The 20,689-nt window shown below is 71.7% G+C and carries 19 protein-coding genes and 1 pseudogene; 12 read left to right on the forward strand and 8 right to left on the reverse strand.

Features of this window, described 5'->3' with window-relative positions; genetic code table 11:
• On the reverse strand, positions 1 to 570 hold a 570-nt coding region (locus AC2H6A_RS08190; RefSeq protein WP_484272670.1), incomplete at its 3' end, for an NAD(P)H-dependent flavin oxidoreductase.
• A 135-nt stretch (positions 571 to 705) separates the two neighbouring features.
• Here AC2H6A_RS08190 and AC2H6A_RS08195 point away from each other — a divergent pair.
• The 7 genes from AC2H6A_RS08195 (at position 706) to AC2H6A_RS08225 (ending at position 8,122) form a co-directional block, all read left to right on the forward strand.
• On the forward strand, positions 706 to 1,737 hold the full coding sequence (locus tag AC2H6A_RS08195; protein ID WP_484272671.1) for a LacI family DNA-binding transcriptional regulator: 1,032 nt from the start codon (positions 706 to 708) through the stop codon (positions 1,735 to 1,737).
• A complete protein-coding gene (locus tag AC2H6A_RS08200; protein ID WP_484272672.1) occupies positions 1,734 to 2,741 on the forward strand; it encodes an ABC transporter substrate-binding protein in 1,008 nt (335 codons plus the stop codon). Before AC2H6A_RS08195 ends, AC2H6A_RS08200 begins: the two co-directional genes overlap by 4 nt.
• Positions 2,738 to 3,544, forward strand: a complete 807-nt coding sequence (locus AC2H6A_RS08205) for an ABC transporter permease (RefSeq protein WP_484272673.1) — start codon at positions 2,738 to 2,740, stop codon at positions 3,542 to 3,544. Before AC2H6A_RS08200 ends, AC2H6A_RS08205 begins: the two co-directional genes overlap by 4 nt.
• 11 nt (positions 3,545 to 3,555) lie before the next feature.
• On the forward strand, positions 3,556 to 4,356 hold the full coding sequence (locus AC2H6A_RS08210; RefSeq protein ID WP_484272674.1) for an ABC transporter permease: 801 nt from the start codon (positions 3,556 to 3,558) through the stop codon (positions 4,354 to 4,356).
• Entirely contained in the window at positions 4,340 to 5,434 is a 1,095-nt protein-coding gene (locus tag AC2H6A_RS08215; protein ID WP_484272675.1) for an ABC transporter ATP-binding protein, read from the forward strand. Before AC2H6A_RS08210 ends, AC2H6A_RS08215 begins: the two co-directional genes overlap by 17 nt.
• A complete protein-coding gene (locus AC2H6A_RS08220) occupies positions 5,431 to 6,264 on the forward strand; it encodes a phosphodiesterase (RefSeq protein WP_484272676.1) in 834 nt (277 codons plus the stop codon). The genes AC2H6A_RS08215 and AC2H6A_RS08220 overlap by 4 nt, the downstream gene beginning before the upstream one ends.
• Positions 6,265 to 6,394: 130 nt before the next feature.
• Complete coding sequence (locus tag AC2H6A_RS08225) at positions 6,395 to 8,122, forward strand: AMP-binding protein (protein WP_484272677.1); 1,728 nt, start codon at positions 6,395 to 6,397, stop codon at positions 8,120 to 8,122.
• Positions 8,123 to 8,125: 3 nt separating this feature from the next.
• Here AC2H6A_RS08225 and AC2H6A_RS08230 read toward each other — a convergent pair whose 3' ends face one another.
• Entirely contained in the window at positions 8,126 to 8,587 is a 462-nt protein-coding gene (locus AC2H6A_RS08230; protein ID WP_484272688.1) for a copper chaperone PCu(A)C, read from the reverse strand.
• 223 nt (positions 8,588 to 8,810) lie between these two features.
• Between AC2H6A_RS08230 and AC2H6A_RS08235 the strand changes: the two genes are divergently transcribed.
• Positions 8,811 to 9,866 (forward strand): Rieske 2Fe-2S domain-containing protein, encoded by a 1,056-nt coding sequence (locus AC2H6A_RS08235; RefSeq protein ID WP_484272678.1) that lies wholly within the window; start codon positions 8,811 to 8,813, stop codon positions 9,864 to 9,866.
• 57 nt (positions 9,867 to 9,923) lie between these two features.
• On the opposite strand, the gene AC2H6A_RS08240 is transcribed toward AC2H6A_RS08235, so the two are convergent.
• The gene (locus AC2H6A_RS08240; protein ID WP_484272679.1) at positions 9,924 to 11,123 is read right to left on the reverse strand and encodes an MFS transporter; all 1,200 of its coding nucleotides are present in this window, start codon (positions 11,121 to 11,123) and stop codon (positions 9,924 to 9,926) included.
• Between the two features lie 200 nt (positions 11,124 to 11,323).
• On the opposite strand from AC2H6A_RS08240, the gene AC2H6A_RS08245 reads away from it, so the two are divergent.
• Entirely contained in the window at positions 11,324 to 12,433 is a 1,110-nt protein-coding gene (locus tag AC2H6A_RS08245) for a malate/lactate/ureidoglycolate dehydrogenase (RefSeq protein ID WP_484272680.1), read from the forward strand.
• Positions 12,434 to 12,439: 6 nt separating this feature from the next.
• Here AC2H6A_RS08245 and AC2H6A_RS08250 read toward each other — a convergent pair whose 3' ends face one another.
• A complete protein-coding gene (locus AC2H6A_RS08250) occupies positions 12,440 to 13,318 on the reverse strand; it encodes a UDP-2,3-diacylglucosamine diphosphatase (protein ID WP_484272681.1) in 879 nt (292 codons plus the stop codon).
• Positions 13,315 to 14,247, reverse strand: a complete 933-nt coding sequence (gene asd, locus AC2H6A_RS08255; RefSeq protein WP_484272682.1) for an archaetidylserine decarboxylase — start codon at positions 14,245 to 14,247, stop codon at positions 13,315 to 13,317. The genes AC2H6A_RS08250 and asd overlap by 4 nt, the downstream gene beginning before the upstream one ends.
• Before the next feature lie 59 nt (positions 14,248 to 14,306).
• Between asd and AC2H6A_RS08260 the strand changes: the two genes are divergently transcribed.
• Positions 14,307 to 15,956 (forward strand): aminotransferase class III-fold pyridoxal phosphate-dependent enzyme, encoded by a 1,650-nt coding sequence (locus tag AC2H6A_RS08260; protein ID WP_484272683.1) that lies wholly within the window; start codon positions 14,307 to 14,309, stop codon positions 15,954 to 15,956.
• Between the two features lie 24 nt (positions 15,957 to 15,980).
• Here AC2H6A_RS08260 and AC2H6A_RS08265 read toward each other — a convergent pair whose 3' ends face one another.
• Positions 15,981 to 16,589 carry a hypothetical protein gene (locus tag AC2H6A_RS08265; RefSeq protein ID WP_484272684.1) on the reverse strand — a complete coding sequence of 203 codons (609 nt, stop codon included), beginning with the start codon at positions 16,587 to 16,589 and terminating at the stop codon, positions 15,981 to 15,983.
• A 218-nt stretch (positions 16,590 to 16,807) separates the two neighbouring features.
• Between AC2H6A_RS08265 and AC2H6A_RS08270 the strand changes: the two genes are divergently transcribed.
• Positions 16,808 to 18,133, forward strand: a complete 1,326-nt coding sequence (locus tag AC2H6A_RS08270; protein ID WP_484272685.1) for a glycosyltransferase family 4 protein — start codon at positions 16,808 to 16,810, stop codon at positions 18,131 to 18,133.
• Here AC2H6A_RS08270 and AC2H6A_RS08275 read toward each other — a convergent pair.
• Positions 18,087 to 19,277 (reverse strand): MFS transporter, encoded by a 1,191-nt coding sequence (locus tag AC2H6A_RS08275; protein WP_484272686.1) that lies wholly within the window; start codon positions 19,275 to 19,277, stop codon positions 18,087 to 18,089. The genes AC2H6A_RS08270 and AC2H6A_RS08275 overlap by 47 nt on opposite strands.
• Positions 19,278 to 19,384: 107 nt before the next feature.
• On the reverse strand, positions 19,385 to 20,236 hold the full coding sequence (locus tag AC2H6A_RS08280; RefSeq protein WP_484272687.1) for an HTD2 family dehydratase: 852 nt from the start codon (positions 20,234 to 20,236) through the stop codon (positions 19,385 to 19,387).
• Between the two features lie 34 nt (positions 20,237 to 20,270).
• Here AC2H6A_RS08280 and AC2H6A_RS08285 point away from each other — a divergent pair.
• Positions 20,271 to 20,689, forward strand: a pseudogene (locus AC2H6A_RS08285) (hypothetical protein); the annotation flags it as partial.

Raw genomic sequence — 20,689 nt, forward strand, 5'->3', positions numbered from 1 at the left:
GGAGAGGTCGGGCGACAGGAAATGCCCGCGGGGGCCGCCGGCCTCGAGGCCCTGGGCGATGATCAGATCGGCGCCATGGTCGCGCAGCCAGCACGCCTCGGCCACGGTGGTGGCCGAGGACATGACCCTCGCCCCGGTGGCCTTGACCCGCGCGAGCAGGCCCGGCTCGGGCAGACCGAAATGAAAGCTGACCACCCGTGGCCGGCAGGCCTCGATCATCTCGGCGGCCGCGGCGTCGAAGGGCTGGCGGCCGCCCCCGGCCGGAATCGCCGAGGGATCGAGGCCCAGCTCCCGGTAGAAGGGCGCCAGCCGCGCGCGCCAGGCCTGCTCGGCGGCGTCATCGGGCGCCGGCGGCCGGTGGCAGAAGAAGTTGATGTTGACGGGTTGCGCGGTGGCGGCCTGCAAGGCTGCGATCGCCTCGGGCTGCGCGGCCGGCGCGAGCATGGCGCAGGGCAGCGAACCCAGGCCGCCGGCGCGGCTGACCGCCAGCGCCAGCGCCCCGGCCTGCACGCCGGCCATGGGCGCCTGGATGACGGGCAGGCGGATTCCGAGCAGCTCGCAGAGGGTCATGGGAGATGGGGCGGGGGCGGGCCGCGCGGGCCCGCCGGCCGATGGACCGGATTCCGGTCTTTATACCACCGGCGCCTTCACGCAGCGGTCATGCAGGGCCATTACACTCGCCCCGTTGAAAACGATTTCATCGGCATGTCCATCCATCGGGTTGCATCACACGCCGGGGTCTCGCCGGCCACGGTCTCCAGGGCCTTCAATGCGCCGCACCTGGTGGCCAGCGCCACCCTGGCGCGGGTGCTCGAGAGCGCCGACGCGCTGTCCTTCGTGCCCAACGCCAGCGCGCGCACCCTGCGCACGCAGCGCAGCCGCAGCCTGGGCGTGGTGCTGCCCACGCTGCTCAACCCGGTGTTCGCCGAGTGCCTGGAAGGCATCGCCGAGCGCGCCCGCGCCGCAGGCCATGCCATCGTGCCGCTGGTCACCGAGTACCGCACCGCGCTCGAGCGCGAGGCCATCGAGCACCTGATGGCCCGCAGCGTCGATGGCGTGATCCTCACCGTGGCCAGCGCCGGCCGCTGCGCCAGCCTCGGCCGCTTGCGTCAGGGGCGGGTGCCCTATGTGCTCGCCTACAACCGCCACCGCGGCCAGCCCTGCGTGTCGGTCGATGGCGAGGCCGCCTGCGCCGAGATCGTGCGCTGGCTGGTCGGGCTGGGCCATCGCCGGATCGCCATGGTGAGCGGCACCCTGTCGGCCTCCGACCGCGCCCGCCAGCGTCACCGCGGCTTCGCCCGCGCGATGGTCGCCGCCGGGCTCGCGCAGGCCGAGCTGATCGAGGTGCCGTTCATGCAGGCCGCCACCCAGGCGCTCACCGAACGCCTTCGCCGGGCAAACCGGCCCACCGCGCTGCTGTGCTCCAACGACCTGCTCGCCCTGCGCAGCCTGCGCGCCGCGGCGCTGGCCGGGCTGCGGGTGCCGCAGCAGCTGTCGGTGGTGGGCTTCGACGGCATCGCACTCGGCGAGGAGCTTTCGCCGCAGCTGAGCACGGTGGTGCAGCCCAGCCGCGAGATCGGCGAACGCTGCGTCGACTGGCTGCTGACCTCGCTCGCGGCGGGCACCGCCCCCGGGCCCGAATCCAGCCTGAGCCTGCCTTACCGAATCCGCGCCGGCGAGTCCTGCGCGGCCCCGCCTGCCCGTTCATCGTCCACACCCACCAGGAGCACCGCATGATCTCCCTGTCGTCCCTCGCGCGCGCCGTCGTGGCCGCCGGCCTGCTGGCCGCTGGCGCAGCCCAGGCCCAGACCGCCATCTGCTACAACTGCCCGCCGGAATGGGCCGACTGGGCCAGCCAGCTGCGCGCCATCAAGGCGCGCACCGGCATCACCATCCCGCCCGACAACAAGAACTCCGGCCAGACCCTGGCGCAGCTGGTGGCCGAGAAGGCCAGCCCGGTAGCCGACATCGCCTACTACGGTGTGACCTTCGGCGTGCAGGCCCGCAAGGACGGTGTGACCGCGGCCTTCAAGCCCTCGGCCTGGAACGAGATCCCCGAGGGCCTGAAGGATCCCGAGGGCCACTGGTTCACCATCCACTCCGGCACGCTCGGCTTCATGGTCAATGTCGACGCGCTCAAGGGCAAGCCCATCCCGCGCTCCTGGGCCGATCTGCTCAAGCCCGAGTACAAGGGCCTGATCGGTTATCTCGACCCGGCCTCGGCCTTCGTGGGCTATGTGGGCGCGGTGGCGGTCAACAACGCGCGCGGCGGCACCATGGACAACTTCGGCCCGGCCATCGAGTGGTTCAAGGCGCTGAAGAAGAACGACCCGATCGTGCCCAAGCAGACCTCCTACGCGCGGGTGCTCTCGGGCGAGATCGCCATCCTGCTCGACTACGACTTCAACGCCTACCGCGCGAAGTACAAGGACAACGCCAAGGTCGAGTTCGTGATCCCGGCCGAAGGCACGGTGGTGGTGCCCTATGTGATGAGCCTCGTGGCCAAGGGCCCCAACGCGGCCAACGGCCAGAAGGCGCTGGAGTTCATCCTGTCCGACGAGGGCCAGGCGATCTGGGCCAATGCCTTCCTGCGGCCGGTGCGCGCCTCGGCCATCTCCAAGGAGGCTCAGGCCCGCTTCCTGCCGGCCAGCGAGTACGCCCGCGCCAAGGCGGTCGACTACGCGAAGATGGCCACGGTGCAGAAGGCCTTCTCCGAGCGCTACCTGAAAGAGGTGCCGTGAGCCGGCACCTGATCGCGCTGTGCCTGGCGCCGGCGGCGGCGCTGTTCTTCGCCTTCTGGCTGCTGCCCATGGCATGGCTGGTGGCGCTGCCCGCCGGCAAGGGCTGGTCCACCTACTTCGCGGTGCTCACCAGCGCGCGCTATGCCAGCAGCCTGGTCAACACCGTGGCGCTGTCGCTCGCGGTCACTGCCGCCACCCTCGCGCTGGGGGCGGCGGTGGGGCTGTACCTGGCCCGCACCCGCTTCGCCGGGCGGCGCGCGCTGCTCTCGGTGCTGACCCTGCCGCTGTCCTTCCCCGGCGTGATCGTGGGCTTCTTCATGATCCTGCTCGGCGGCCGGCAGGGCGCGGTAGCGCAGGCCGCCGAGGCGCTCACCGGCGAGCGCATCACCTTCGCCTACGGCCTCACCGGTCTGTTCCTCGCCTATCTGTATTTCTCGCTGCCGCGCGCCATCGCCAGCTACACCGCGGCCGCCCAGGCCATGGACCTGCAGCTCGAGGAGGCGGCGCGATCGCTCGGCGCCTCGCGCTGGCGCATCCTGCGCGATGTCTGGGTGCCGGCGCTCACGCCCACCACGCTCGCCTGCGGCGCGATCGTGTTCGCCACGGCCATGGGCGCCTTCGGCACGGCCTTCACGCTGGCCAGCAAGTTCGAGGTGCTGCCGATCACCATCTACAACGAGTTCACCAACTACGCCAACTTCGCGCTGGCCGCGTCGCTCTCGATCGCGCTCGGCCTGATGACCTGGGTGGTGCTCTTCCTCGCCCGCCGGCTGGGCGGCCCCGCCCTGGGCGCGGGCGCCTGAGCCACGCCGCCATGTCCGCCACCCGCCGCTCGCCGCTGCTGTTCTCGCTCACCCTGCTGGTGGCGGTGTTCACCGTGGCGCCGATGCTGCTCTCGGTCACTGCGGGTCTGGTCGGCAACTACAGCACCGGCCTGAGCAGCGGGCTCACCCTGCGCTGGCTGCGCGAGGTCTGGGAGGGCTATGGCGACACCGTCTGGCGATCGATGCTGCTGGCCGCGTGCTGCGTGGCCGGCACGCTGCTGGCCGGCGTGCCCTGCGCCTACGCCATGGCGCGCAGCCGCTCGCGCGCCATGCGCCTGTTCGAGGAGCTCATCACCCTGCCGGTGGCGGTGCCGGGCCTGGCCACGGCGCTCGCGCTCATCCTGGCCTACGGGCAGCTGCGCGGTTTTCGCAGCAGCTTCGCGTTCATCCTGGTGGGCCATCTGGTGTTCACGCTGCCCTTCATGGTGCGCACCGTGGCCGCGGCCTTCGCGCGGCCCGAACTGCGCGCGCTCGAGGAGGCCGCGCGCTCGCTCGGCGCGAGCTTCATGCAGCGCTTCCTGGGCGTGCTGGTGCCCGCGGTCATGCCCTCCATCGTGGCCGGCAGCCTGATGGTGTTCACGCTGTCGGTGGGCGAGTTCAACCTCACCTGGATGCTCCACACCCCGCTCACCCGCACCCTGCCGGTGGGCCTGGCCGACAGCTATGCCTCGATGCGGCTGGAGATCGGTTCGGCCTACACCCTGGTGTTCTTCATCGTCATCCTGCCGGTGCTCTGGGGCCTGCAGTGGCTGGGGACGCTTTTCGAGAGGCGCCATGGCCGCCATGAATGACTCCGCCGACACCAGCCTCCCGGTGTCGGTCACCGACTGCGCCAAGACCTATGCCGACGGCACCCGCGCGCTGCGGCCCACCTCCCTGCAGGTGGCCCCGGGCGAGGTGCTGGCCCTGCTCGGGCCCTCGGGCTGCGGCAAGACCACGCTGCTGCGGCTGATCGCCGGGCTGGAGAGCCCCGATGCCGGCGGCCGGGTGCGTTTCGGCGACGAGGATGTCACCGCGCTCCCGATCGAGCGGCGTGGCGTGGGCATGGTCTTCCAGCACTACGCGCTGTTCCCGCAGATGACCGTGGCCGCCAACATCGGCTACGGCCTGCGCATCCGGCAGGTGCCCGAGGCGCAGCGCCGGCAGCGGGTGGGCGAGCTGGTCGAGCTGGTGCGGCTGCAGGGCCTCGAGCACAAGCGCCCGGCCGAGCTCTCGGGCGGTCAGCGTCAGCGGGTGGCGCTGGCCCGCGCGGTGGCCATCCGCCCCAGGGTGCTGCTGCTCGACGAGCCGCTCACCGCGCTCGATGCCAAGCTCAAGGAGCAGCTGCGCGAGGAGCTCGCCGAGCTGCTGCGCCGGCTGCGCATCACCACCATCCATGTCACCCACGACCAGCAGGAGGCGCTCGCCATCGCTGACCGCCTGGCGATCATGCGGGCCGGGAAGATCGTGGGCGTGGGCGATGGCGAGGCGCTCTATCGCGATCCCGGCCATCCCTTCCTGGCCGAGTTCCTGGGTCGCGTGAACCGCCTGCCGCGCGATGCCGCCGCGCAGGCGGCTGGCGAGATCCGGCTCGCCGAGCGGCACTGGCTCTGCCCGCCGGCGCTGCAGGGCTGCGCGGCGGTGCTGGTGCGGCCCGAAGACCTGCGGGTAGGCGAGCCCGGGCCCGACGCGGCCCGGCTGAGCGTGAGCCGTCGGGTGTTCCTGGGCGAGCGGGTGCAGCTGCATCTGGCCGGGGCGCACGCGCCGCTCATCGCCGAGGTCGATCGCGACAGCCCGGTGCGGGTGGGCGATACCGTGGGCGTGCGCGTCGATCCCGCCCGCTGGATGCCGTGGTTCGACGACGCCTCTTCCCGAGAGCCTTCCCCATGACCCTGATCGCGCAGTTCTCCGACACCCACATCCGCGAGCCCGGACGCGTCGCCTATGGCCGGGTTGATACCGCCGCCTTCCTGCGGCGCGCGGTGCGCAGCCTGCAGGCCCTGCCGCAGAAGCCCGATGCGCTGCTGATCACCGGCGACCTGGTCGACTTCGGCCGGCCGGCCGAGTACCGGCACCTCGCCGAGCTGCTCGCGCCGGTCGACATGCCGGTGTACCTGCTCGCGGGCAACCACGATGATCCGGCGATGCTGCGCGCCGGCTTTCCGTCGCATGGCTATCTCGCGAAGCCGGTGGCCGGGCGTCACCTGCAGTACTCGGTGCGCATCGGTGCCCTGCGTCTGGTGGCGCTGGACACCACCGTGCCGCGGGCCGGCCACGGCGAGCTCTGCGAGGAACGGCTGGCGTGGCTGGAGGCCGAGCTGGCCGCCTGCGCGAGTGAGACGGTGATCGTGGCCATGCACCATCCGCCCTTCCCCACCCTGATCGGGCACATGGATGCGCAGGGCCTGCTGCGCGGCGGCGAGCGCCTGCGCGAGATCATCGCGCGGCACCCGAATGTCGAGCGCATCGTGTGCGGCCACCTGCACCGGGCCATCGATGTGCGCTTTGCGGGCACGCTCGCCAGCACCTGCCCGGGGCCAGCCCATCAGGTCTGCCTGGACCTCTCCCCGCAGGCCGCCTCGGCCTTCTCGATGGAGCCGCCCGGCTTCCGGCTGCATGCCTGGACGCCGCAGGCGGGTCTGGTCACGCACCTCGCCGCAATCGGCGAGTTCGACGGCCCGCATCCCTTCCACGAGCCGGGCGGCGCGCTGATCGATTAGCGGGCGCGGCGCAGGCTTGCCCGAAGGGCGGCGGCCAGCCTGCTCAACCGACGACACGGCGCGACGGCACAGCATCGGGGCTCGGTCGCTGCCCGCGGCCGGCCACCGCCGACACGCCCCGGGAGCCGTGATGTCCCCACCCCGACTGCTGCTCGACCATGTCTACGATCACGAGCGCGAGTGGCGCGACCGGATCTACCTGACCCAGCCGCTGCCCGGCACCGACCGCTGCATCGACCACACCTGGGGGCGCTGCCTCGACGAGGCGCGGCGCATGGCGGCATGGCTGCGCGGACAGGCGCTGGGGGATGCCCCGACGATCGCGCTGCTCTCCAAGAACTGCGCGCACAGCGTGATCGCCGAGCTGGCAATCTGGATGGCCGGGGGTACCACCGTGGCGCTGTTCGCCACCGAATCGCCCGAGGGCCTGCGCCGGGTGCTCGAGCACAGCGGCGCGGCGCTGCTCTTCGTGGGCCGGCTGGATGACTGGGCCCGTCAGGCCCCGGGCGTGCCGGCGGGCCTGCCCTGCGTGGCGCTGCCGCTCGGCCCGCCGGGCATGTTGCTGCGCTGGGAGGCGCTGATCGGCGCAAGCGCGCCCCTGCCCGGCCGGCCCGGGCGGGCCGCGCATGAACTCGCGATGCTGGTCTACACCTCGGGCACCAGCGGCGAGCCCAAGGGCGTGATGCACGATTTCGGGCATGTCACGCAGGCCTGCGAGATCATCACCGCCACCATCGGCTACCGGCCCGATGACCGGATGCTCTCGTACCTGCCGCTCGCCCATGTGTTCGAACGCGCCTACATCGCATGCGCCTCGCTGATGGCCGGCGGGCGGGTGTTCTTCGCCGACAGCCCGGCCACCTTCCTGGCCGACCTGCGTCGGGCCCGGCCCACGCTCTTCCTGTCGGTACCGCGGCTGTGGGAGAAGTTCCGCGAGGGCGTGCTGCGGCAGATCCCGGAACGGCCGCTGGACGGCCTGCTGCGGGTGCCCGGGCTCGGTCCATGGGTGGGGCGTCGGGTGCTCGCGCGGCTGGGCCTGGCCGAGGTACGCATGGCCGGCAGTGGTTCAGCCCCGGCCCGGCCCGAGCTGATCGCCTGGTATCGCGCGCTGGGTCTGAACCTGCTCGAGGGCTATGGCATGACCGAGGACTTCGCCTGCTCGCACTTCAGCCGCGCGGGCCGCGAGCGGCCGGGCTGGGTGGGCGAGCCTTTCCCGGGGGTGGCGGTGCGCATCAGCCCCGAGGGCGAGGTGCTGATCCGCTCACCCGGCTGCATGGTCGGCTATCACCGCGAGCCGGCGCTGACCGCAGCGAGCTTCACCGACGACGGCTTCTTTCGCACCGGCGACCTCGGTGAGCGCAGCCCGACAGGGCAGCTGCGCCTGACCGGCCGGCTGAAGGAACCCTTCAAGACCAGCACCGGCAAGTATGTTGCGCCCGCGCCGATCGAGGCACTGTTGCAGGCCGATCCGATGATCGAGCTGGCGGTGGTGACCGGCGCCGGGCAGCCCGCGCCCTTCGCCCTGGTGATGCTGAGCGAGTCATGGCGGACGAGGCTCGCCGCGTCGGGGGGGGCAGGCGCCAGCGGCGCCGCGGAGCGCGGCACGGCGACCGCCGAGAGCGACGCTGCGCGCGAGACCGCGCAGCGGGCGCTGGCCGAGCGCCTGCGCCAGGTGAACGCGGGCCTGGCGCCGCACGAGCGGCTGCGCATGCTGGTGGTGATGCCGGGGGAGGCCTGGTCGGTGGCCAACCAGCTGCTCACGCCCACGCTGAAGCCGCGGCGCGCCCTGATCGAGCGAGCGGAGTCAGACCAGCTGGCCTCGTGGTTCCGTCAGCCCGGACCGGTGCTGTGGGCCTGAGCCTCAGTTCGAACCCTTGCCGTGGGCATGGCCATGCGGATGGCCATGCGAACTGCCCGAGCCCACCGCGCTGATCGGGCGCACCAGGGCCTTCACCTCGAGTCTCTCGCGGCGGCCGTCGCGGCCCTGCACCACCAGCGACAGCGGCACCGCCTCGCCCTCGCGCAGCGGCGCCTTCAGGTCGATGAGCATGAGGTGGTAGCCACCGGGCTTGAGGTCGACCGGCTTGCCCGCGGGCAGGTCCAGCCCGGGGATTTGCCGCATCTTCATCACATTGCCTTCCATGGCCATCTCGTGGATCTCGACGGCACGGGCCGCCCCGGAGCTGGCCTCGACCAGTCGGGCATCGGCCGTGGCCTGCAGCTTCAGGAACACCCCGGCGACCTTCTGCTGCGGCACCGTCGCGCGGGTCCAGGCATCGCTCGCGCTGACCTGGGCCCAGGCCGGCAGGGCGCAGGCGCCCATCAGGAGCGCGGCCAGGGCCGAGCGGGCGGCAGGCAGGGCGCGGGCGCGCAGCGGGGTGGAACAACGGAACGGGATGAGACGGAAGGACATGGCGGGCGTTTCGGGGAGGATGGGGTTGCAGCGCGGATACTATCGCTCCCGCAAGCCATCACCCATCCGGGGCCCGCGCCCGGCAGGGGCTACTTGCCCCGCCCGCGTCACCGCCCCAACCGGAGCGCCGCCCATGTTCCTTCGCCAGTGCTGGTATGTGATCGCCTGGGACCATGAGATCCCCGATGACGGGCTTTTCTCGCGCACCGTGCTGGGCGAGCCGATCGTGGTGTTCCGCACCCGCCAGGGACTGGCCGCGCTGGAGGACCGCTGCTGTCATCGTCTGGCGCCGCTCTCGGCCGGGCGCAAGGAGGGCGATTGCGTGCGCTGCGGCTACCACGGCCTCACCTTCGACGCGACCGGCCGCTGCGTGGCCATCCCCGGTGTCGAGCGCATCCCCGTGGCAGCGCGGGTGCGCCGCTATCCGGTGGCGCTGCGCAACCGCTGGGTCTTCGTGTGGATGGGCGATGCCGACCGGGCCGACCCGGCGCTGCTGCCCGACAACTTCTCCTGCGATCACCCGCAGTGGCACCACCGCCCCGGCTACATGCACTACGACGTGGATCACCGCCTGATCTGCGACAACCTGCTCGACTTCTCGCACCTGAGCTGGGTACACGAGAAGACCCTCGGCGGCAGCCCGCAGATCGCGCTGGCCCGGCCCGAGATCGAGAGCGTGCCGCGCGGCATCCGCGTGACGCGGCGGGTGCCCTCGGTGCCCGCGCCGCCCTACTACCAGCGCTTCCGGCGCTTCGACACGCCGGTGGACCGCTGGTTCATCTACGACTTCCTGGTGCCGGGGGTGCTGCTCATGCACTCGGGCGGACGCCCCTCCGAAGACCCGCCCGAGGATCTCAGCCGCGCAGTGCGGCTGCACAGCTGCCAGGCGCTCACGCCCGAGACCGCCACCACCACGCACTACTTCTTCCAGCAGGCCCATCATGGCGAGCAGGAAGACACCACCGTGGCCGAGCTGATCTTCGACAGCCTGAAGGCCGCCTTCCACGAAGACCGCGAGATGATCCGGGCGCAGTCGCGGGTGATCGCGGCGCGGCCCGATGCGCCGATGCTCGCCCTGCCGATGGACGCGGCGCTGGTGCAGTACCGCCGTCTGGTCGATCGCCTGCTCACGCAGGAGGGGCTCGCCGAGCAGGCGAGTGCGCGCCTCACCGACCCGCCCGGCGGCTGAAGCGCGCCCTGCCACGGCCCGTGGCCGGGCTGCGCGCGGCCGCGGCCCCGACGCGATTCAGCCCGGTGGCCGGGCGCGCGACCAGCGCAGCGCGAACGGGCCGGCCAGCACGCCGGCGCCCAGCACCGCGAAGGCCGCGAACCAGCCGCCGGGGCTGGCCGAGCCACCGAAGGCATCGAGCGCCACGCCCACCAGCCAGCCTGCCAGCGCCGACAGGCCGAAACCGGCCATCGAGTGCATGGCCAGCGTGGCGCCCTTGAAACGCGGATCGGCGCTGGCGCTCATGCCGGCGGTGAGCGAGCCGGAATCGGCCGGCACCGTCACCGCGTAGACCAGCACCAGCGCGAGCAGCAGCCCCGGCGGGCCGCCGGCCATCAGGCCGATGCCGAGTGCCGTGGCCGCCGACAGCACCTGAATGACCGTGATGGCGCGGTGCCGGCCATACCGGATGGCGCATTCGTTGCCGAAGATGCTCGCCGGCATCGCCAGCAACGTCACCAGCACGCTCACGGTGATCGGCTCGAGCAGCGCCTGACCGCCATGGCGCGCGGCCACGAAGGTCCAGAAGGCGACGATCCAGGTGCGCATGCCGTAGAGCTCGAAGCAGTGCGCGGCATAGCCCAGGATGTAGCCCATGGCCGCGCGGTTGCGCAGCACCGGTCTGAAGTCGAGCAGCCGCGCGCCAGGTGGCCGCGGCGGCGGCGGCACCGGGCGCATGCGCGCAGCTGCGGCCACCATCACCAGCGGGCCCAGGCCGGTGAGCGTGAACGACCAGCGCCAGCCGAGGGTCTCGGCCACCAGCTGCGAGACCAGGAAGGACATGCCCACGCCCAGCGAGTAGCTCGAGGTGTAGAAGGTCACGCTGCGCGAGGCGTCGCCGGGGTCGAGCCGGTCGGTGAGCGCGCGCAGGCCGGGCATGTAGGCACCGGCAAAGCCCACGCCGGCGAGCGCCCACAGCAGCATCGCCGAGAAGAGCCCCTGCGCCAGCCAGCCGAAGGCCAGGGTGGCGGCGCTGCTGGCCAGCGAGCCGACCCCCAGCAGCACGCGGGCATCGATGCGGTCGGTGAGCGAGGCGAGCACCGGCACCGCCAGCATGTAGCCCGCGGCATAGGAGGCAGCCAGCAGACCGGCCTGGGCATTGCTCAGGCCCCACAGCGGGATGAGATGGCCGACCATGACTGCCGGCACCACCACATGCGGCAGCAGGTTGCCGACCTGGCCGGCACACATCGCGAACACCAGCGGCTTGCCTCGCATGGCGGGAATCGGGCCGGGCCGGCCCCTGGGAGATGGCGGTGGTCCGACCCTAAGCGAAGGCACCGCGTGGCGGCAAGGGCGGCGGCGGGCACGGCCCGGTGGGCGCTCCGTTTTCCGCGCCCGCCGTCGCCGGCCGGCCCGCCGGGCTGGCTAAGATGCCTCTCCCCCCGGCACCCGGGTTGCCGTCACCAAGGACCGCCATGGCCGAACACCGCATTCCCACCGCCGCCCTGCACCGCTGGGTCATTGACCTCTTCCGCGCTGCCGGCAGCAGCGACCGCGAAGCCACCCTCACCGCCGACCATCTCGTGGGCGCGAACCTCGCCGGCCACGACTCGCACGGCGTGGGCATGGTGCCGCGCTATGTCGACTCGCTGCTCAACGACGAGCTTCAGCTCAACCGCATCACCAGCGTGATCAGCGACACCGGCACCATGCTGGCCGTGGACGGCCAGCGCGGCATGGGCCAGTCGGTCACCCATCAGGCGATGGAGATGGCCATCGAGCGCGCCCGCCGCCACGGCGTGTGCGTGATGGGCCTGCGCCACTCGCACCACCTTGGCCGGGTCGGTCACTGGGCCGAGCAGGCGGTGGCCGCCGGCATGGTCTCCATCCACTTCACCAATGCGGTCACGCGCAACATCCTGGTCGCACCCCATGGCGGCGGCGAGGCCCGCTACAACACCAACCCGTTCACGGTGGGCATGCCCCGCCAGGATGGCGGCCCGATCATCCTCGACTTCGCCACCAGCGCGGTCGCGCAGGGCAAGGTGCGGGTGGCCTACAACAAGAAGGTGCCGGTGCCCCCGGGAAGCCTGATCGATGTCAGCGGCGAGCCCACCAACGATCCGGCGGTGATGTTCGAGCCGCCCGAGGGCCCGCACGGCGCGCTGCGCCCCTTCGCCGGCCACAAGGGCTATGCCCTGGGCGTGGTGTGCGAGTTGCTCGGCGCGGCCCTGATCGGCGGCGACACCATGCGCCCCGACACCCGGCCCACCCGCTTCGGGGTGTGGAACAACATGCTGGCGATCGTGTTCGACCCCGCCCGGCTCGGCGGCTCGGCCGGCTTCGAGGCCGAGGCCCGGCACTTCGTCGACTGGCTGCGCTCGGCGAAGCTCTCGAGCGAGGGCCGGGAGATCGGCGGCATCCACCTGCCCGGCGACCCGGAGCGGGCCTCGCGGCAGGCGCGCGCCGAGGTGGTGCCGATCGACCCCGGCACCATGACGCAGATGGACGCGGCCTCGGCCGCGATCGCGCGCCGCTTCGGGCAGTCGCCCGGGCCGCTGTCGGCGCTCGAACGCGGCTGCTGAACCGGCTCAGGCAGGCGCGCCGGCCAGCGCCGGCGCCGCCACCGGCACGCCAATGCGATCCCAGGTGATCAGGCTGAGCGTGCCGTCGTGGGCCTCGGCCAGCGCGGTGAGGCTCTCCACCCAGTCGCCATCGTTGCAGTAGAGCACGCCGTCGATCTCGCGGATCTCGGCCTTGTGGATGTGACCGCAGACCACGCCGTCGAGGCCGCGGCGCCGGGCCTCGCGGGCCACCGCCTGCTCGAAGTCGCTGATGAACGAGACCGCGTTCTTCACCTTCTGCTTCAGGTACTGCGACAGCGACCAGTACTTCAGGCCCAGCCGCGAGCGGGCGCGGTTGAACCAGTGGTTGAGCGCCAGCGCGGCCGTGTAGAGCGCATCGCCCAGGAAGGCCAGCCACTTCGCGTGCTGCACCACGCCGTCGAAGCGGTCGCCATGAACCACCAGCAGACGCCGGCCGTCGGCGGTGACATGCACCATCTCCTCGGCCACCTGGATGTCGCCGAAGGACAGGCCGATGAACTGACGCGCGAACTCGTCGTGGTTGCCGGGCACGAAGATCACCCGTGTGCCCTTGCGGGCCTTGCGCAGCACCTTCTGCACCACATCGTTGTGACTGCGGTGCCAGTACCAGCCGCGGCGCAGCTGCCAGCCATCGATGATGTCGCCCACCAGATAGAGGGTGTCGCACTCGTTGTGCTTGAGAAAGTCCAGCAGGTAGGCGGCCTTGCAGCCCGAGGTACCCAGGTGCACATCGGAGATCCACAGCGTGCGATGCCGATGGGCAGACACGCCGGGCGGAGGGTCGAGCGGGTGCGGCGCGTCGGGCTGTTGCCCGATGGCAGGGGGCGGCTCGCGCAGCGCAGCGGGAATGTCTTCGAGGTTCATGAACCCGGCTCCTGACCGGATTGCACCGCAGCGCGATGACAGGGCGATGACTCGGCCGTCGCCGCCGGCAACCGCAACAGCGGCTCACCCATGCGGATGCGACGGCCGGTCTCGATGCCGTCCTGAAGCCGGAAGCCGGCGGGCGCGAACACGATGATGGTCGAGCCATGCTCGAACCAGCCGAGCTCCTCGCCCTTGTCGCAGGGATGGTCGCAATCCATGCGGTTGGGGCCGCGCCAGCGCAGGCTGAGCAGCACATCCAGGAAGCGCAGCCGGATGCTGGCCACCAGCACCGCGGCCACCGCCACCAGGCTCACCCGGTGACCGCCGGCATCGAGTCGCTGCGTGATCACCGCACGCTCGTTGCGGCAGAAGAGGCGCTCGATGCGGGCCAGCGCGATCGGATTGACATTCCAGGTGTCGCCCGAAAGATAGGTGACCCGCTCGACCCGCCCGGCCTGCATGGCATGGAAGCGGTGGTACATCGCCGAGGTGAGCCGCAGGGTGACATAGACGCCGTCGACGAAGCCTGGCGCCGCCGGGTCGGGCCCGAAGAGTTCGGGCACCGTGTACGGAAAGCCCTTGGCCTGGAACACCTGCGTGCCCTGCACGGGCCCGCAGGCGCCGACGATGCCGTCGCAGGGGCTGACCAGCACCTCGGGGTCGGCGTCGATCGGCCGCGCTCCAGGCCGCAGTTCCCGGGTGAAGCAGTCATGCAGGCTGGCAAAGCGGGGCTTCTTCGCATCGCTGAGATCGATGTCGGTGAACAGCCGCCACACCGCCATCGAGGCCGCCCGCACCACCGGGTTCTCGATGCGCGAGAACCAGCCCATGAATCGGGTGAGCTGGATGCGCGGGATGCGGTTGGTGAGCAGGAAGTTGAGGTCTTCGTGCGCGGCGATACGGGCCAGGGTCTTGCGTGCATTCATGGACGTGTAAAGCGATTGGGTTAGAGAACAGGCTTCCTGATTACTGGAGTCACAGGCTCATGAGCGCATCCCTCGCGCTGGTCGCGCTGGGCGCGGCTGCCACCGCGGCCACCCTGCCCGCACTGAAGCGACGCATCGAGCTGTCGCGCGCCAAGCACCGCTCGCTCGCCGGGCACTCGCGCCTGTCGCGCCGCGTGGCGGCGCTGGTGCCCTTCTACGAGTTCGACGACCAGGACTTCTTCGCCGCCGATGGCGCGCCGATCGCCGTTGAACGACAGCGCCAGCTCGCGTTCACGCGGCTCTCGGCACTCTTCGGGGAGCGCTTCGCCCAGACCCGGGCCCTCACCGAAGAGACTGCGCCGGGCCTCTCGGACCTGCAGTTCACGAGCCGCTATCGCGTGCCCTTCCCCTTCAGCCGGCGGGTGCGCGAGCACCTGTCGGCCGGGCAGTTCCTGCGCGCGGCGCAAGGCACGCGCCTGACCGATCTCGATGGCAACGAGTTCATCGACCTCACCGGCTCGTACGGCGTGAATGTGTTCGGCGTGGACTTCTATCGCGAGTGCCTCGGCGAAGCGGCACGCCGGGCGCAGGCGCTCGGGCCGGTGCTGGCCGGCTATCACCCGGCGGTGGCCGACAATGTGCGCCGCCTGCGCGAGATCTCGGGTCTTGACGAGGTCTCCTTCCACATGTCGGGCACCGAGGCGGTGATGCAGGCCGTGCGGGTGGCCCGCTACCACACCGGCCGCTCGCATCTCGTGCGCTTTTGCGGCGCCTACCACGGCTGGTGGGACGATGTTCAGCCCGGGGTGGGCAACCCCGCGCCGGTGCACGAGACCTACACCCTGCGCGACATGGACGCGCGCAGCCTCACCGTGCTGCGCAAACGGCGGGACATCGCCTGCGTGCTGGTCAACCCGCTGCAGGCCCTCCATCCGAACAGCAATGCGCCTGGCGACTCCGCGCTGGTCAACAGCCGGCGGCGCGCCGGTTTCGATCGCGACGCCTACACGGCCTGGCTGCGCGAACTGCGTGCGGTGTGCAGCGAGCGCGGCATCGTCCTGATCTTCGACGAGGTGTTCATGGGCTTTCGCCTCGCCCCCGGCGGCGCGCAGGCCTACTTCGGCGTCCAGGCCGATCTCGTCACCTACGGCAAGACCCTGGGCGGCGGGCTGCCGGTGGGCGTGGTCTGCGGCAAGGCCGCGCTGATGAAGCGCTGGCGCGATGACCGGCCCGCCGACATCTGCTTTGCCCGCGGCACCTTCAATGCCCACCCCTATGTCATGACCGCGATGCAGGTGTTCCTCGAGCGGCTGGCCGAGCCGGAACAGCAGGCGCTCTACCAGGACCTGGACGAGACCTGGAACCGCCGCGCCGCGCGCCTGAACCAGCTGCTGCAGGCCCTGGGCCTGCCGGTGCGGGTGGCCAACCTGTCCACGGTCTGGACGGTCTTCTACACCCAGCCCTCGCGCTACAACTGGATGCTGCAGTTCTACCTGCGCGAGCAGGGCCTGGCGCTGAGCTGGGTGGGCACCGGCCGGCTGATCTTCCCGCTGCGCTTCGACGAGGGCGAGTTCGACGAGGTCTGCCGCCGCTTCATCGACGCCGCCGAGGCGATGCGCGCCGACGGCTGGTGGTGGCGCGATGAGGAACTCACCGATCGATCGATCGGACGCGCCATGCTGCGCGAGATGCTGGCGCATCGGTTCTGAGCGTCGCGCGCGCCGGATCGCGCGTCAGCGCAGATGGCGCGCGTGCAGCGGGTCGATCAGCTCACCGCGCAGCAGCGCGGCGGGCGCGCCGCGGTAGAGCAGCGCATCGTTGAACGGATCGGTCAGGATCTTGGCGAACCAGGCGAACCCGGTCAGCGGGCTGCGGATGACGCACAGATGCGCCGTGCGCAGCACCAGCGCGCCCACGCCCACCCCGAACCACGCCCAGCCGAGCTGACGCAGCCAGCCTGCAAAACCCTGGGCCGGCTCGATCAGGCCGAAGAGGTCGGGCTGCAGCCACAGCAGCACCGGCACGCCCGCCCACACCGCGTGCAGCACCACCTTGCGACGCAGGTTGTAGCCGACCTTGATCTCCTCCTTGTGCTCGTGGGTGACCTGGTTGACCTGATCGTAGCCACGCGGCTCGAAGAAGAAGTGGCCGGACTGGCGGGTGACCATCGCCACCAGCCAGGCGATCAGGGCAGCCTTGGGCGGATCGAAGAACGCCACCCCATACGCGATCAGGAAGCTCAGGGCACTGATGAAATGCAGGCTCTGATTGATGCGGCTGTGGTGATAGAAGCGGTGGTCGTCCCAGCGCTGGATGCGCAGTTCGCGCAGAAAAGCGTGCATGGCAGTTCCCCGATATGGAAGCGATCGGCAAGACGGCACGGTGCCATCCCTTCAGGCCGCGGCGGTGCCCCGGTCTGCCGCGCAGGCTAGGCGCGGCAGGCTACGGTTTGCTGACCGATCGATGACGCCGGCTTGAAGAATCGGTGTCGGCGCGATGACGCTTGCACCGCAGGGGCCGCCGTCATCAGGCTGTCGTGTGCGAGGCCGAGCCTCGCGGCATGAGCACTGGCAACAGCCCAGACCGCCCGGCTGATGTCGATCGGGCCGTGGTCGCGCCGCCCGCGCGCCTGCTGCGGATGACCGTGATCACCGAGACCTGGCCGCCGGAGGTCAACGGCGTGGCCTCCACGCTGGCGCGATTCGTCGATGGCCTGGCTGCCCGCGGTCACTCGGTCACGCTGCTGCGACCGCGCCAGGACCGTGATCCCGAGACCGACCAGCGCCTGGTGGCCCGCGGCTATCCCGAGATCCTGATCCGGGGCGTTCGCATACCGCGCTACCCGGACCTGCGCATGGGCCTGCCGGCGCGGCGCGCGATGCAACGGCTGTGGCGCGCCCAGCCGCCCGATCTGGTGCACATCGCCACCGAGGGCCCGCTGGGCTGGTCGGCGCTGCGATCCGCGCTGCAGGCCGGCCTGCCGGTATCCACCGACTTCCGCACGAACTTCGATGCCTACAGCGCCCACTACGGCATCGGCTGGCTGCGCCGGCCAATCCTGGGCTACCTGAGGCGGTTCCACAACCGGGCCGCCCTCACCATGGTGCCCACCCGGGCCATGCAGGCGCGCCTGCGGCAGCAGGGTTTCGAGCGGCTGCGGGTGGTGGGCCGCGGCATCGACACCACGCTGTTCACGCCGGCGCGACGCGACGCGGCGCTGCGCGCCCGCTGGGGCGCCGGCCCCGACAGCCCGGTGGTGCTGCATGTGGGCCGCATGGCGCCCGAGAAGAACCCGGATGCGCTCGGCGCAGCCTTCGAGGCGATGCGGGCCCGCAACCCAGGGGCGCGGCTGGTGCTGGTCGGCGACGGGCCGGCCAGGGCGAAGATGCAGTCACGATTCCCGGACGCGGTCTTCGCCGGCATGCGCGGCGGCGCCGATCTGGCCGCGCACTACGCCAGCGCCGATGTGTTCCTGTTCCCGAGCGAGACCGAGACCTTCGGCAATGTCACCCTGGAGGCGATGGCCAGCGGCCTGGCCATCGTGGCCTACGACTACGCGGCCGCCGCCGAGCATGTGACCCACGGCCGCAGCGGGCTGCTGGCCCCGTTGGGCGACACCGGCGCGCTGGTGGCCATGGCCGCGGCGCTCGCGCAGGACATGGCCCGGGTGCGGGCGCTGGGCACGCAGGCCCGGGCCGACGCCCTGGCGCTGCACTGGGACCGGCTGGTGCAGGCCCTGGAAACCGAACTGCTGCAGGTGGCCGCGCTGGCGCCACCACGCGCCGCGGCCGCATCGGCCCCGGGCGAAGATGCGCCCGGGCGCGCAGGCCCCGGCCTGCTCAGGCGGCGGCGCGCTCCACCACCGGCTCGCGGATGGGCAGATTGACCAGGGCCGCGCCCAGGGCCAGCACCGCGTCGGCGTACCACATCCACAGGTAACTGCCAGTGCCGGCCACCGCGAGCCCGCCGAGCCAGGCGCCGAAGAAGCCACCGATCTGGTGCGACAGCAGGGTCATGCCGAACAGCGTGGCCAGATAGCGCACCCCGAAGAGCTTGGCCACCACCCCGGCGGTGGGCGGCACCGTGCCCAACCAGGTGAGCCCCAGGCCGATGGCCAGCAGGTAGAAGGTGAGCGCGGTCTTGGGCGCGGCCAGGTACAGCACCACCAGCACGGCGCGCGAGAAGTACATCCAGAACAGGATGTACTTGCTGCGATAGCGATTGACCGCCTGGCCGGCGAGCAGACTGCCGGCGATGTTGGCCAGACCGATCAGGGCCAGCGACCAGCTCGCCACCGAGGCCGGCAGCCCGCACAGCCCCACTTCGCCCGGCAGGTGGGTGATCAGGAAGGCGATGTGGAAGCCGCAGGTGAAAAAGCCGGCGTGAAGCAGCAGGTAGCTGCGGTTGCCGAAGGCCTCGCGCACCGCCTGGCGCAAGCCCCCGGCGGGGGCGGCCGGCGCGCCGGGCTGCGGCCGCCGGCGCATCAGCCGGGTGATGGGCAGCGAAGCGAGGGTGATGGCCGCCAGCGACCACATCGCGCCCATCCAGCCCACCGCCACGATCAGAGCCTGGGCCACCGGCGCGAACACGAACTGCCCGAGCGAGCTGCCGGCGTTGATCACGCCCGAGGCGGTGCCGCGGCTGCTGGCAGGCACATACTGCGAGACCGCGCCGATCAGCACCGAAAAGCTGCAGGCGCCCGCCCCGGCGGCCACCAGCACACCCAGGACGACCGTCATGCCGAAGGCGCTGGTCATGAAGGGCGTGAGCGCGGTGCCCGCGGCCAGCAGCACAATGCCGCCGGCCAGCACGCGACCCGGCCCGTAGCGGTCGGCAATGGCGCCGGTGATCGGCTGCACCGCGCCCCACACGAACTGGCCCACCGCCAGCGCGAAGCTGAGCGTGACCACGCCCAGGCCGGTGTCGGTGTTGATGGGCGACAGGAACAGGCCCATCGACTGCCGGCTGCCCATGGTGACCATGAGCAGCGCGGCGGCGAACAGGGTGATCGGCCACCAGGATCGGGCCATCGGAGAAGGACTTGCGGCAGGTGCGTTCATCGGGGTGCGACCGGGTGGGGTCGGTGTGGGTCCAGGCGGGTGGAGGCGGGTAGGGTGGGCGCGCAGCAGCAGGCCGCTCAGGCCGCCGTGAAGTCGACAGTGCAGCTCATGGCCACGCCGCCGGTGGGCGGGCAGGTCCAGAGCGCGTACTGCCCGGCGCCGCGGGTGGCGCCACGCACCACCACCTTGCCGGCGCAGTAGTGCGGCGCCTGCGCGCGGAAGGCGATGCGGGTGAGGCGCACGCCCGGGTGCCACTGCCGGAAGGTCTCGGCCAGCAGGATGGCCTGCAGCGGCCCGTGCACCACCAGCCCGGGATAGCCGCCCACCTGGGTGGTGTAGCGCAGGTCGTAGTGGATGCGGTGCGAATTGAAGGTGAGCGCCGAGAAGCGGAAGAGCACCGACTCGTCGACCAGCCACTCCCGCTCGCGCTCGCCCTGAGGCTCGGGCGGCGGGGCCGCGGCCGCCGAAGGGCTGGCCGCGCCGAGGAACACCGCGCGGGTGCGCTCGACCACCGCCAGCTCGCCATCCTGCCGCACCTCGTGTTCGTGGGTGAGGAACACCATCGGCCCGCGCGAGCCCTCGCGCGGGGTCATGTCGCTGATGCGCGAGATCTTTTCCGCGGGCTGATCCAGGCGCAGCGGCCGGTGGAACTCGGTCTCGGCCCCGGCCCACATGATCTGGGGCAGGTCGATCGGCGGCAGCAGGGTGCGCGAACGCGGCGAGCCATCTTCGCCGAGCTGGGCGCTGGGCGTGCGGTCGAGGAAGTGCAGCCAGTGCCACAGCGGCGGCAGCTCGGCCTGCGGGCGCCGTTCGGCGGGCAGGTCGAGGGTGGCGGCCAGCAGCTGGGCAGGCACCGGGCTGAGGGTCTCGAGCGTGCGCTCGCGCCGCTCGAGCCAGGGCAGGTAGGGTTGGATGTCGGGTGCGCTCATGGTCGGGCTATGCTACCCGCTTGCCCTGCACGCCATGCGCTCCCTCACCCTGCTCGATTCGATTTCCGCGGTCGGCCCTGCCGAAGCCGGCCATGTCGTGGTCACCGGCTCGCATGGCGGCCTGGCCGCGGCGCGCTTCGTGCTGGCCCAGGCCAGCCCGCCGCACGCGGTGATCTTCAACGACGCGGGCGTGGGCAAGGACGCGGCCGGCATCGTCGGCCTGAGCCTGCTGCAGGAAATCGGCGTGATCGCCGCGGCCTGCTCGCATCAGAGCGCGCGCATCGGCGAGGCCGCCGAGACCCTGGACAGCGGCGTGCTCTCGCACCTGAACCCGCTGGCCCGGGCAGCCGGTCTGCGCGACGGCATGCCCGTGAGGGCGGCCGTGGCCGCGCTGGGCGCCACTCCCCTGGCCGGCGATGCGCCGGCCGACACCCCGCGGGCCGCGGCCCGCCC

Source organism: Quisquiliibacterium sp. (assembly GCF_982640115.1).